12 protein-coding genes are annotated in these 13433 nt (G+C 53.4%); 2 read left to right on the top strand and 10 right to left on the bottom strand.

The genetic code is table 11. From position 1 onward, the window contains the following. Nucleotides 1–25: 25 nt before the first annotated feature. Nucleotides 26–1927: an ATP-dependent DNA helicase gene (locus tag KGP26_RS15835; protein WP_021181168.1), complete on the bottom strand. Its 1902-nt coding sequence runs from the start codon at nucleotides 1925–1927 to the stop codon at nucleotides 26–28. 133 nt (nucleotides 1928–2060) lie between these two features. Between KGP26_RS15835 and KGP26_RS15840 the strand changes: the two genes are divergently transcribed. Further along, nucleotides 2061–2405, top strand: coding sequence for a RidA family protein (locus tag KGP26_RS15840; RefSeq protein WP_021806645.1), 345 nt, complete (start codon nucleotides 2061–2063; stop codon nucleotides 2403–2405). Between the two features lie 63 nt (nucleotides 2406–2468). Here the strand turns inward: KGP26_RS15840 and mdtI are convergent, their stop codons facing one another. The 9 genes from mdtI to KGP26_RS15885 all read right to left on the bottom strand — a co-directional run bounded on the left by mdtI (nucleotide 2469) and on the right by KGP26_RS15885 (nucleotide 11069). Then, nucleotides 2469–2798, bottom strand: a complete 330-nt coding sequence (gene mdtI, locus KGP26_RS15845; RefSeq protein ID WP_021181166.1) for a multidrug/spermidine efflux SMR transporter subunit MdtI — start codon at nucleotides 2796–2798, stop codon at nucleotides 2469–2471. Further along, nucleotides 2785–3153, bottom strand: coding sequence for a multidrug/spermidine efflux SMR transporter subunit MdtJ (mdtJ, locus tag KGP26_RS15850; protein ID WP_021181165.1), 369 nt, complete (start codon nucleotides 3151–3153; stop codon nucleotides 2785–2787). The genes mdtI and mdtJ overlap by 14 nt, the downstream gene beginning before the upstream one ends. Nucleotides 3154–3706: 553 nt before the next feature. Then, on the bottom strand, nucleotides 3707–4453 hold the full coding sequence (locus tag KGP26_RS15855; protein WP_223664270.1) for a KDGP aldolase: 747 nt from the start codon (nucleotides 4451–4453) through the stop codon (nucleotides 3707–3709). Continuing rightward, complete coding sequence (locus KGP26_RS15860; RefSeq protein ID WP_223535645.1) at nucleotides 4440–5564, bottom strand: DgaE family pyridoxal phosphate-dependent ammonia lyase; 1125 nt, start codon at nucleotides 5562–5564, stop codon at nucleotides 4440–4442. Before KGP26_RS15860 ends, KGP26_RS15855 begins: the two co-directional genes overlap by 14 nt. A 10-nt stretch (nucleotides 5565–5574) precedes the next feature. Continuing rightward, nucleotides 5575–6435: a PTS system mannose/fructose/sorbose family transporter subunit IID gene (locus KGP26_RS15865; RefSeq protein WP_161629439.1), complete on the bottom strand. Its 861-nt coding sequence runs from the start codon at nucleotides 6433–6435 to the stop codon at nucleotides 5575–5577. Beyond that, on the bottom strand, nucleotides 6435–7181 hold the full coding sequence (locus tag KGP26_RS15870) for a PTS sugar transporter subunit IIC (RefSeq protein WP_223535647.1): 747 nt from the start codon (nucleotides 7179–7181) through the stop codon (nucleotides 6435–6437). The genes KGP26_RS15865 and KGP26_RS15870 overlap by 1 nt, the downstream gene beginning before the upstream one ends. Before the next feature lie 32 nt (nucleotides 7182–7213). Next, complete coding sequence (locus KGP26_RS15875; RefSeq protein WP_021806650.1) at nucleotides 7214–7699, bottom strand: PTS sugar transporter subunit IIB; 486 nt, start codon at nucleotides 7697–7699, stop codon at nucleotides 7214–7216. Between the two features lie 5 nt (nucleotides 7700–7704). Beyond that, nucleotides 7705–8121 (bottom strand): PTS sugar transporter subunit IIA, encoded by a 417-nt coding sequence (locus tag KGP26_RS15880; RefSeq protein ID WP_371822638.1) that lies wholly within the window; start codon nucleotides 8119–8121, stop codon nucleotides 7705–7707. 137 nt (nucleotides 8122–8258) lie between these two features. Beyond that, nucleotides 8259–11069, bottom strand: a complete 2811-nt coding sequence (locus KGP26_RS15885; protein WP_223499898.1) for a sigma 54-interacting transcriptional regulator — start codon at nucleotides 11067–11069, stop codon at nucleotides 8259–8261. A gap of 820 nt (nucleotides 11070–11889) precedes the next feature. On the opposite strand from KGP26_RS15885, the gene KGP26_RS15890 reads away from it, so the two are divergent. Then, nucleotides 11890–13419, top strand: a complete 1530-nt coding sequence (locus KGP26_RS15890) for a hypothetical protein (RefSeq protein ID WP_179247580.1) — start codon at nucleotides 11890–11892, stop codon at nucleotides 13417–13419. Nucleotides 13420–13433 lie beyond the last annotated feature (14 nt).

A 13433-nucleotide genomic window follows, 5' to 3' on the forward strand; every position in this document is an offset into this window, starting at 1 on the left:
TTGTAGCACACCCCAGAAGTCGCGCCTATTCACCCTTGAGGAAGGCAATAGCCTGTGCCAGATCGCGGGTACGTGGCGTTGGTGGCAGGCTGTTGAGAAACACTTCACCATAAGGGCGCATCACCAGGCGGTTATCACAAATCACCAGCACGCCCCGATCGTCGGTATCGCGGATCAGACGGCCAACTCCCTGCTTGAGCGTAATCACAGCATCGGGCAGTTGCACATCATTGAACGGGTCACCGCCGCGTAAACGGCAATCTTCAATGCGCGCCTTCAGCAACGGATCGTCCGGCGAGGTAAACGGCAGCTTATCGATAATCACGCAAGAGAGCGCATCACCGCGTACGTCAACCCCTTCCCAGAAGCTGCTGGTTGCCACCAGTAACGCATTGCCCGCTTCGACAAATTGCGCCAACAGTTGACCCTTGCTGGTTTCCCCTTGCAACAGCACCGGCAGCGTCAAGGTGGCGCGGAACTCTTCGGCCAGCTCACGCATCATCTGATGCGAGGTGCACAGGAAGAAACAGCGGCCCTGGTTAGCCTCAATCATTGGCCGCAGCATTCGGGCCAACTGACGTGCGCCACCGGGTTGATTCGGCGAGGGCAAGAAACGTGGCACACAGAGCAACGCCTGATTGGCATAGTCAAACGGGCTGGGTAGCAGTAGGGTTTTGGCCTTATTCAGCCCCAAACGATCGGTAAAATGGCCCATTTGCTCATTCACCGACAGCGTTGCCGAGGTGAAAATCCAACTGCCCGGCTTTTCGTCCAGCATCTCGCGGAAGCGGTCTGATACCGTCAATGGTGTGAGCGCCAACACAAAACTGCGTGAGTTGCATTCATACCAATAGCTGAAGCCGGGTTCGTTGACCTCTTTGAGCCGCTTAAGGCGGGCGCGGAACTGCGTCGCACGCTCGAAGGCGGCATCCAGCAACGCCGAACGGCCAAGGGAAAGCTTGACCACGTCGTAACACAGCTCCAACGCATCATCGAGCAGCAGCAAGGCGCGCTGGACGTTAGGTTGAGTGAGCACCTCCCGAAGGTTACCGCGAAAACCCGGTTCTCCCAGCGCTAAACGGAAATCCTGCGTGCTCTGGCTGAGGCGATCGGCGCTCTTTTGCAACTGTGCGCTATCGCGCACCTCGGTACGGTAAGCAATGGTGATGTCTTTAGCCAGATCCATCAGTTGACGGCTGGTGAGCTGCTTGCCGAAGTATTGGCTGGCGATATCCGGGATCTGATGCGCTTCGTCGAAGATCATCACGTCCGCTTCCGGGATCAGTTCGGCAAAACCGCCCTCCTTGACCACCATATCCGCCAGAAACAGATGATGGTTAACCACCACCACGTCGGCATCCATTGCCCGGCGCCGTGCCTTGACCACGAAGCACTCTTTATACAGCGGGCAATCACTGCCCAGACAGTTATCGTTGGTGCTGGTCACCAGCGGCCAGACAAAGCTGTCTTCCGCCACATCGCTACAGGAGCTGATATCCCCTTCTTCCGTCAGGGTTGACCAGCTGCGCAGCCGCACCAAATCGATCAGCGTCTGGCCAGCCAAATCGCCACCGGCCATGGATTGCTGCTCCAGACGTTCCAGGCACAGATAGTTGGAACGCCCCTTGAGCAGCGCCAGCTTGCCTTTGTATTTTAATGCCTTGGCCACGGTGGGCAGATCGCGGGCGTAAAGCTGATCCTGCAAGGCTTTGGAGCCGGTGGAAATAATCACCTTGCGCTTTGAACGCAGCGCCGGTGCCAGATAGGCGTAGGTTTTACCGGTGCCGGTTCCTGCCTCGACGACCAGTTCCTGTTTGAAATTGATGGCTTCCGTTACCGCCTCTGCCATCAATCTTTGCGGTTCACGGGGCTTGAACCCTTTAATTGCCTGCGCCAATGCGCCTTCTGGTGCGAAATCGTCTGCCACGCTATCTCTCTGCCGGTTTCATTCAGCGGTGATTATGCCAAGCCTGCCACGCCGCTACCACCGACTTTATCCACACACACATCCATTGCTGGCTGTGATACGCTTATGACGTTGATGATAAGGAGATAATTGCATGAATATCGAACGAATTGATCCGGCACAGCGCTGGTCAGAAGCGGTGATCCACAATGACACCGTTTATTACACCAGCGTCCCGGAAAATCTGGACGATGACGCTACGGCGCAAACCGCCAACGCCTTGGCCGCTATCGATGTGCTGTTGGAGCGAGTGGGTTCGGACAAGAGCCGGATTTTAGACGCCACCATTTTCCTGGCCAACGGCGATGATTTTGCCGCCATGAATGCCGCCTGGGATGCCTGGGTAGTTGCAGGCAGCGCGCCGGTACGTTGTACCGTAGAAGCGCGTCTAATGAATCCTAAATACAAAGTTGAAATCAAGATCATCGCGGCGCTGTAAAACAAAAAACCGCAGGTCATACCCTTAATCCAAGAGTAGCTACCTGCGGTTTTTATTTGGCCGTTAAGCCAGTTTGATGATGACCATACCCGTCAATAACAGGGCCAGCCCCATCCAGCCTTTGGCATTGAGCCGTTGACCGAACAGGATCCAACCGGCAGCGATGGTGGCGGCAATACCGAAACCGCCCCACAGCGCATAAGCGACCGAAAGATCGATCCCCTTCACCGCCTGCGCCAGCGCGCTGAACGCCCCTAATACCGATACCAGGGACAGCAGCCCCAGCCAAACCCTGCTAAAACCATTAGACATCTTCAGAAAGATGTTGGCCACGATCTCCAGTACGATGGCCAAGGCCAGAAACCCAATGTGGTACAACTCAAGCTGTTGCATGGTTGTTACCTCGCGGGCTGACCTGTTTTCGTGGCTTGCGGGTGCCGGATTTCACCAGCAGGATCCCGGCAATCAACGCCACCAGACCCAGCACTTTCAGCGCCGAGATTGGCTCATCAAACAGCATCACGCTAAACAGGGTAATAAACAGGATGCCGATCCCTTCCCATAAGGCGTAAGCAACGCCCAAGGCCACGCGTTTTACCGCTAATGACAGCATGATGTAAGACAGGGTGATCATCACATACATGACGATGTGTCCGGTCATACCGCCGCTGACGCTAGCGTATTTCATGGACAGAGTGCCGATTATTTCGGCGGTAATGGCAAAGCCTAAAAAGATCCAATAAATCATAATTTTTCTCCCAAACGGCGAATCACGCACGCTAAGGCGTATTTATCCCAATCTATCTCATCAAACAGGCGCACGGCGGCGCTTGAGATATAGAAATCTCTGGGGATAAACCTACCCAAACGTATTAAAGAAGTTTGCCCGGCAACGCCAAAAGACGGGAAGTGAACCCAGTCATCAGCACCGGTAAAGGGAGAAAGACGCTATAGCTCGCTGCACCAGTGATGCTCACTGGCAAGAATGGCAGAAAGGAAAAGTTGGCAACAAGATGTTCTGAGAGGCATTCCATTAAGTTTCATCATAATTATTCTCTATCTTCAGCCGCACACCGTGCGATTTGCCCAATATCCTCATGAATGTAAAATTTTCAACTGCATTAGTTTTACCATAGCGAAAATCAGAAAGCAAACCGCCGTTTTCACATTTAGCGAAAAAAAATGAGTTATAAATAAGAGCCTTAATGTTTTTAAAAATTAAAAAAAGGCTCGAATTTATTCCTGAGCCTTGTGAGAATTTCGCTAGCCGGTAAGTGCGGCAAATTCAGGCGCCACGCGCCTTAGCGCAGGATATGTTTGATGCCTTCCAGCAGCAACGCGACCTCTTCGGCTCGGGTCTCTCCGCTGTGTGGATCGATGATGGAACTGTAAACGTGTGGCATCACCTTTGCGACTCCTGCGTCAAGGCAGGTTTCCAGTATTGGCAGGAAGTTTCGCGTATCGATCCCGCCGGTGGGTTCGATCATGGTCATGCCATTGCGCACGCAACTTTCCGCCAATGCGCGCAGTTCTGCCAGCGACGATAACCCCCCCATCGGGAAGAATTTGGCCGCATGACCACCCAGATCGAGGATCATACGCACAGCGCTGTCACAGCTCACCACGGCAGGCTCGCCCTGGCTGCTGTGAACTCCGGTGGAAATGATCACCTTCCCTGGCGTGCCGGTTGGCGAGATCAAGGCATTGATGCAGGTATTGCTGATGCCACGGGCCGCCAATGCACCCGCGGCAAAACCACAGCCTGTGAAGGTTTGGTTGACGTGTGCAGGCGCGGTGGCCGCCGCAATCATTGCCGCCTTATAAAACTGTGCCGCCGACCCTGCCCCCAAGCCAACGGAAATAGCCGGGATGTGCTCCATCCAGCGCTTCACCTCGGCCACACCCTGTTCGACGTTGGTGAACTGCGCCGAGATCACGCCAATAGCGGCATGTCCTTCAGCGGCATGGTGTACCTGTAATGCGTTAGGGATATCTTTGGCCAGCACGTTGATAGCCACTCGCCCCTGGTAAAAATCAAGCTGTTGCATGTTGCCCCCTGGCCTGTTGCACAATTTCCGTCAACCTCTCCACAATCAACGCAAAGTCGTCGTCGCGCAGCGCCCGTGGATCGAAGCTGAAGACGCCCTGATTCAGCCAGTAATGGCGGGTGTAAATCGCCACCTCGCCAGTGCGCAGTTGCTCTTCCACCTGATAGGCGGTTAATCCTAGCCTGGAGGTGTCTACGCTTACCCGCACCCGATAAATCGCTCGCCCGGCTTCATCCTGTTCGATCTCCGCCTGTAGGCCCGGCAGCGCGGAAATCTGCTGTGCCAATTCGCGCAATGCCGGTAATTGGCGGCTCCAGTCCGGTTGATGTTGCTGATAATGATCCAGCGCCATCACCAGCCCCACCATGTTCTCCTTGCCGATCTTCATCGCACGCGCAATGCCGTTATGCTGGGCCTTGCAACAGGCGACCCATTGCCGATCGCCAGTGACAAAACCGGAGGTCGGTGCGTCCAGCGCTTTGGCCCCGCTATACACCACCATGTTGGCCCCGGCTGCAACATAGGCCCGCAAATCTTCCTCTGCGGCCGCATCCACAATCAGCGGCAGCCCGGCATCACGGGCCACGGAGACAAAATCGCTCAGCGCAACCATGCCCTTTTGCACACAGTGATGCGACTTGACGTAAAACAGCGCCGCCGTCTGCGCCGTGATGGCCTTTGCCAGTTGCCAGCGGGCCGCCAGATTGCTTTGCCCCACCTCAACCACCTTACCGCCGCCCAGCCGGATAGCGGTGGTGATCGGCGCACCGTAGTCAATATTGTGGCCACGTAGCATGACGATTTCATTCGCCAAACCTTTACTACATGGCATCAGTGCCACCCGCTCCGGCTCCCCCCGGGTAATGGCTGCCGCGACCGCAATAGCCACCCCGGCGGAGGCGCAGGAGGTCACATAGCTGTCTTGCGCACCGGTATGCTGAGAGATCAGTTCGCCAACGCGATCCACCAGCGCATCAATTTCCACAAAGGCCGACGCCGCCTCGGCCGTGGCCGCCATCACTTCTTTCGGCACCGAAGAAACACCAAGGAGGGTCATCTTGCCGCTGGCGTTGATCACCCGTTTCAGCCCGAGCCGTTGATAAATATTCATCGCTGCTCCATTACAAAATGCCTAACAGGGAACACACCACGCTCAGTACCACTACCGAAAGCAGAATGGTGGTATAGCGCGGCCCTTTTTTGACCAGATAGAAGTAGATCGAGAACACCGCAGCCAGCGGCAACAGGCCGGGGGCGATGGAGTCCAGGATCTGTTGCACTACCACCTCGGAACCTTCCAACGCGCTGATTTTCAGCGGCGAGGTGATCTTGACGTAGCTGGCAGACAGCGCTCCCATCATGATCAGCCCGAGCACGTTGGCCCCGTAGATCAGCTCTTTTATCTTGCCCCCTTGCAGCAGCCCGATGATCGATTCCCGCCCTAGCGTGTAGCCTTTGTGGGCCAAGCCGTAGCTGATCGCCATGGTGATAACGGTATACAACACCACCGGCATGATGCCACCCATGGCGCTGCCGTTGGCCGCGAAGGGTATGAAGATGGCGATCAACAGCGGCATGATCGCCGCCCAGACCACCGAGTCACCAATTCCGGCCAGCGGCCCCATCAGGCCGGTTTTAATCCCGGTGATGGACGAATCGGAAATCGGCTCGCCACGGGTCTTCTGTTCTTCCATGGCGATGGCAACGCCCTGGATCACCGCACCAAAGGTCTGTTCACTGTTGAAGAAGTTCAGGTGGCGTTTCAGCGCCTCAACCTGCTCTTCTTTCTGCGGATAGAGCTTTTTAATAATCGGCGTCATTGAGGCGCAGAAAATCAGGCTCTGTAAACGTTCATAAGAGTTGGAGACTTCGGCTCCCAACCAGTAAATAAACCAGGCTTTGGTAATGTCCCGCTTGGTCAGCACGTTGGTTTGGCGTGCTCTTTCCACCAGCTCGTGTTGCATGATGTCGCTGCTCATGATCAGGCTCCCTCACCTTTGGCCATGTTTTTAACCAGGAATGCCGCGCAGGTACCGAAGATGGCCATCGCCATGATGTCGACCTTGAGATACAACACCGCGAAGAACCCGGCAATGAAGTAAGGCAGCAGGCTTTTCTTGCCGATAACCATGATGGTGATCGCAAAGCCCAGCGCAGGCAGGATGCCGCCCATGATTTCGAACGAGTGGGTCAGCCAATGTGGCATCAACGCCAGGAACTTCTCGACCACGCCCTGGCCGAAATAGTTGGCGGCAAACACCACCGGGAAGCGGATCACCAGCCCAAGCAGTGCCGGATACAGGAAGGCACAGCGCATGATCCCGCTGATATTGGCCTCTTCCGCGTGCTTATCGGCCATATGTACCCAAACGGCGTTCACGGTACGGCGTAACTGGTCAACGAACACGCCAATCACCCCAAACGGGATTGCCAACGCGATCGCCAGGTTAGGATCCATCCCCGCTTTCACGGCGATCGGCAGCGCGATACAGGCCGCCAGCGCCGGATCTGAAGGGACGTTCCCACCCGGCGTAGAGGTGACGCCCAGATACACCAACTGCATCCCGGCGCCGATAATCATCGCCGTTTTCATATCCCCCAGCAGGAAGCCGACGAATACCGCGATGGCGATGGGTTGCACCAACATCCCCGAGAGGGTGTAGCCCAAGCGCAGGCGGGCAAACCAGTAATACAGCCCCATACAAATGGCAATGGTCAAGTTATCCATGGTATTGCTCCTAATCGATCAGATGCCGAATATCAGAACTTCTTCAAAATATCTGCCAGTGCCTGCGGCTTGTCTTCCGGGATGGTCTGGAAGAACACCGTCACACCGCGTTGCTGTAAGTCACGCAGGATCGCCACATCTGCCTCATCCAGCGTAATGTTCTGGAATACCGCTTTACGGTTCGGCCCACCACCCAGGCCACCCACCTGGATATTTTTGACGTCAAACCCGTCGACCACCGCCTGTTGCACCGTAACCAGGTTCGGGAACAAGACCAATACGTTGCCCTCCCCCAGTTGATTCTCCCGCCAAGCCGCCGCAAAACTCTGGTTGCCATAGCAATCCACTTTCACATTCGGCGGAGCGGCCATCAGATAGATGCTTTTCATAAACGGATCGGCTTCCAGCTCATCACTCACTACCGCGATACGGTTGGCCTGCGACTGCCCAACCCACTTGGTAACGACCTGACCGTGGATCAAACGGCTGTCAATGCGGCATAAAACGATGTTGGCCATAATGATTATTCCCCTGATGTTATTGATTTAATTTGTTTAACTACGTCGAGGCAGCTGTTGCGCCCCAGTTCAACCAACTCGTCGAGATGGTTGAGAAAATTGCCCTGCTCACGTAAATCGATGGCAGCCAGCAGCAAGGTGGCATTCAGGCCGGAAATCACACCGATGGCGTAGTCACGGCTCAAGCGAGCCGCCACGTTGGAGGTAGTGCCGCCGATAAAGTCGGTGAGGATCAATGAACCCTCCGGCATGGTTTTCACCTGTTGTTCAACGCGTTTATGGAACTCCGCCAGCGTGTCGACCGGCATCAGCGCGATATCGAATATCCCGCTGGTTTCGCCAATCACCATGCGGACGCTTTCACGCAGTTGTTGGCCCCAGCCGCCGTGGGTCAGTAGTAAAATCTGTGGTAATGCAGCCAAAATGGCCTCCTGGCAATCTATTGAAAGTCATTGAAAATTTCCGTTCCCTAGAGATATAGCAATGCCTGTGCCAATTTTGTGGCACACCGGAGGGAGGTCAGTGGTGAGCGGGCCGTGAAGGCCCGCTATGGCAGGGTCTAGCGGTAGAGAAGCTCGTAGATATAAAAATATTCCGCATCGGACAGGCGGATAGAATAGGCACGTTCAATCGGCGAAAACGCGTCTTTGATGACAGAAAACGCCTGTTGGTCGATATCCTGCTGGGCATCCAGGGCAATCTGTAACGGTTTGTGGCTTAAAACGATACGCTCCACCATGCAACAGCAGTGGATCAGGAAGCGAAGTGTCACTTGCCTTGATGGCTGTAAATCCAGCGTGCGACAAATCTGATGCAACACCGCTTCGATCTCTTGCAGGATACGTTGAGGATTGAGCACGGAAATATGGTTGATGATGCTCTCCAGCGTCAGCGCGCTGATAAAACGCATTGAACAGCGCTCGACCTGCAACTGGCGTTCGGCGCTGCCAAGGTCCGGGTTCAACAGGCTGAGCACCAGTTCCGGCCCCTGTTCGGAGAACAGCTCTTCCAACGCGATAAACGGGATATCCGGCAAGCCGGGCTGGAAGGTCCCCACGATACCCACCAGACGTTCGTTACCGCCTATCGCATGACGCAATCGCTCCAGGCTGCGCACTTCGTTGTAATCCACCAATACCATGCGGGTGTCTTCCGCCATCAGCTCACCGAAGCTTTCCTCCAGCACTTTCTTGATCTTCACCGCCGTGCCCATCCCGGTAATACAGGAGATTGCCAACACCTTGCCGATCTCATCTTCACGCTGGTCGTAAAGCTGATGGGCAATCCCTTTGCTGGCCATCAGTTCCATCAAGGGGGCGAAATCACTGGTTTCATAGGTCAGATCCAGCCCAATCTCCAGCAACGCCCCCATGGTGATGTTCTGGATCAGCAGCACATCAATGTGGAACAGTTTGCTGACGGTGCTGGCAAAGTGCACCAACGAGCCGATATCCACAATCAGGATCAAGCGCTGATAGCGCTTTTCCCGCAGTGTGGCGATCAGTAATTCCAATGTGTCATGCACCGACTGCTCGAACGGCATATCGATGGCGGTAAACAGCTCACATTCCAGTACCCGATTGACATAGTGCGCCATGCTGCTGGCCGTGGTGGTGCCGTGGCCGATCAACATGGCACCGCAGTCAGGGCTAACCTCCTTGCGCTGGCGGAAACTGCGGCACTCCTTCAAAAACAGACACAGGTAGACGATTTCCGTCGATGGGCATTGGATATGGAAGATTTCATTGATTTTGCGGCATAGCTGGTTGGCGTTATCGTACTCATCCTTGCAGTAATCCAGGATCAGGCTAGAGGAGTACAGGTTGGGGATCAGGCCTTTCTGCACATAGGAAAGCAGCGCCAGCAGGTGTTTACGCAGATGACCGGCCATATTCTGTGGCAGTGGGAAACCCAACACCTGTTCAATGCAGCCAATCAACAACGTAATGCGTTGCTCGACCTGACCGCCATAATAGCGCTCCTCACTTTCCCCACCGTTGCGGCTGTACAGCCCATATTCAAAAATGGTGCGTAGCTTGTTCTTCAGGATCGACAGGGTTTCCTGCGGCGGCACGTTGCTATTGCGCAGGTTGACGTATTCGCGCGTCAGATAGGTGTAAAACAGATCGCTGTCCTGCTCGCTGCTCAAGGCGCTCAGATGCTGCTTAAGCTGCTCAAGAGGCTGTGAACTGATATCCAGATACTCCTGCTGACCAAATAGCGCATCAACCAGCAGGCGACTGCTTGCGCTAGCAGAGTGCGGGACATCCATCAGCCGCTTATCCAGCAACAGCCTCGGGCTACTGTGCCCCATACCGCTGGCCCAGGCCTGGGCACAGAGAAACTGGATATCGCTTTTAAGTTGGCCGATATTGCCGCTCAGCGGCTTCTCCAGCAGATAGAGCAGCAACCCCTTATCCAAACGGATAATGCGGCCAATCTTGCGGCTCTCGAGCTGTAAGAAACCGGTAATGATTTCTACCTGTTCCTCCAATGAGCGCTCCCGCAACGCCGGTATGGCAATCGATACCTGAATACGCCGCAGGAAAGTGCGTAGCAGTGTTGAGTCTGGGCTTTCGGTGGTAGCGCAGATCAGCCGTACGCTGATGGGTCGGGCTTTCTCGCTTGAACCCAGTGGCCGATATTCACCTTTATCCAGGATCGAAAACAGTTTCTCCTGCCCTTCGTAGGGCAAGCGGTGGACTTCATCGAGTAACAGAAAGCCACCGTCCGCCTGTTCGATCAGGCCACGTTTGCTTTCAATCGCGCCGGTAAACGCGCCCTGTTTGTGACCAAACAGATGGGATGAAAGCAGCTCCGGGTTATGGGCGTACTCGGCACAGTTGAAATACACCAACGGGATTTGGCGCTGGGGCTGTTGCACCATGGCGAATTGGTGCATCACCTCGGCAAAGAAGGTTTTCCCCACCCCGGAAGGCCCAGTAAGCAACACATGCAATCCACCGGGATAAAGCACCGCCGCCTTACCCTTCTCTACCGACAACCGCAGGCTGCGGTCATAGCCAATCACCGTATGAAAAGGATCATCACTGGCTGGCTGCGGCAAGGCTTTGGCGGGTAATAGCGCCAGTAAATCTTTGGCTTCCAGCCTGTCATCTGGCAAAGATTGCTCAATCAACTGCTCACAGACTGCCCGGTGCAAAAACAGCACCGGACGGGATTTAATCTTGATGACCAATCGCTCAGCGTGTAGCTCGTTAAGTTCTTTACTGACAGAGTTACGTGCCAATCCCAGGTTAAAAGCGATGGTTTCCGCGGCAAAACCGCCAGCGCTTTGTTCAAGCGTTTCCCGGTTAAGCGTAAGGGTAAGACGTTCCAGCTCCTGGCGAACCGCATCTTTACGTTTCATTTTAACCTGTTGTTATTATTAGTTATAAAGAAGAAATAGACGGTAATTGGCAAGCTGACGAGCCATCTCGCCACAGGTCATCCTAATACAGGGTTGTGGAAGACGGCCACCGCGAAATGGTGGTGTTGTGGCATTTACAGGCAATAAAGTTCAGATTTTTGTCCGAGCCTTCGGACAACTTCAGCAGCCTTAAAATGCGAAAAATTCAGGTCACACGCGCTTCCCTTGAGGGAACGTTATCACCATTACTCCTTTCATCAAGACCCCAATCGCTAGTAATTATAGATACCAGTTATAGTTATAAGTATTACCCCTCCCTTCAGCAATATATATCCCAGTATTGATTTTATGAGGAAGCCCAGGTTGCTGGATATTCCGTTTTCCAAACGGACCTTGGAAACAATAATGAGAATACCCTATTGACTTTTCAGATTAAGCGCTGTAACTTTTATACGTAAATGAGCATGATTATCATTCCCATACTCATTATCGAAAGATCTTTGTTTTACTATTGCAGAAACAGAAAACGCTTAAATACGTGATTGCAGTTATGACATCGAAAATTTATGGCTTTTCAATATGGCATTTTCTTTTGTATGTCACCTCTCACAAGAAAGGAGTCTACATGTGAACATTAACCAGGGATTGAACTGTCGTTTCCCCATGGTTCTGATGGCGATAAATCATATCTTTGATTGACGGCACGTAAGCACAATAACAAAGTGAACTTCGTCAATTTCATTAGCTGCCGAGTTGCAACAGTAACAGGTTACTAAGCGAAGTCCTCAGATGCTGGAAAAATGATAATAAGGAAATTAAAATGATCAGCCTCTCTGCACTTAATGAGTGTCTAGTTCCCTTTACGGCAAAAAAGATAGATACCCAACTCCTTTGGAGCAATGTTTTAGACGATGATGAATTGGCAGAACTGAAAACGGCAGCCAGTTATCTTATCAAAGATAATAAACAGCATTCTCTTTTCGATCCCTGCACCCCGCTTTTAGCAGATGAAAAATTATTTTATGCCGAACGCTATGGCGGAGGAGCTATCTCACGCAACGGCGGCGGTGCTCGCTGCGGTTTCGATGGCCGCTGGCAGGTTAAAGGCATCGGTGCCAATGCATTGGTCGGTAGAGGGTCCAAACAGGTCAATGGTGAACTAACGTTGACGGGGGCAGTGCTAGAAGCGCTATGGGGAAACTTAATGGCCAAGTTGCTTCCATATGGTGCTGTACCCAATAAAGCGATATTACTGGCTGACAATATCAGTGTTAAAAATGCGCCATCGGTGTCGTCAACGGTGCATGAACGTCGGGCTTTATTGGTGCGCGAACCCGTGATTCGCCCCGCCCATTTTTGCCGCGCTCCGTACTACCAACCCCATGCAGCAATGCTCTCGCAGCCAGCGGATGCTATCCGAGTGGAGAAATTGATCACGGTCGTTCCCTCTCTATTACCGCGCCCTTTGACGCTAGATGAAGAACAATGGCTTACGTTGCCGCAAGAAGAACGGGCCTTATATGGCCTTTGTGAACTGGCCCAACGTCTTGCTACCCAGATCGCCTATTGTCGCAGTCGTCATCTGGTGATGATGACATCGCCATCCAATTGCGATATGCAAGGTCGACTGCTCGATTTTCATGGCATGCGCAGCGTGTTTCCCGGTGAACGACAAGAGGCTGGCCGCAGCTATATTCAGCACAAAAAGCTGAACGAGGATGCGCCGTTACTGCTGCAAGGCGTACTGGATCTTGGCTTTTATCTGGCCAAGTACCGGTTCGGCCCAGAATTTCTTGCTGCAACACAACAGGGTATTAATGCTTCTTTCAACTTCACCTATGGGCAGACTTGTTTGCTAGAGAATCTCGCAATAGCGGGTTTTGATAAAACGTTTTTACAAACTTTGATACTTACCGATGACTTGATAGCGTTCGGCGTGCGCCTGCAAAACATATTTGACTTGTCCGCTGGCATCTTCACCCAGCGGCAAGGTCTGGGCCAGGGAAATACGCATCCGGCTATCACCCTGCTACACCAGTTGGTCGACGCTTCCGCAAACGGCGTTTCTACACAAAATTCTGCGACAGCGGAGGAGCGATTCTCGCAAACTTTCCATCTACTATGTGAGAAATATCTCCACGAATCGCGGTCAAAGGGCAAAAGCAGAACTGAACTGCATAAAGAGATGAAAGATACCGTCAGCAGGAGGCTGGGTTCTCGTGCCTTTATGAACCGTGAAACCATCTATCAGGAAATAGCAGGTTGGCACGGTGAAATAGATAAGATCACCGAACAATTGCAGACATACCAAATGCGCTTCGAGCGCCAGGCGATAAATGTGTTGCAATAATAAGTCTAAGGAGA

The sequence above is a fragment of the Serratia sp. JSRIV002 genome (genome assembly GCF_019968725.1).
GTDB classification, from domain to species: domain Bacteria; phylum Pseudomonadota; class Gammaproteobacteria; order Enterobacterales; family Enterobacteriaceae; genus Chania; species Chania fonticola_B.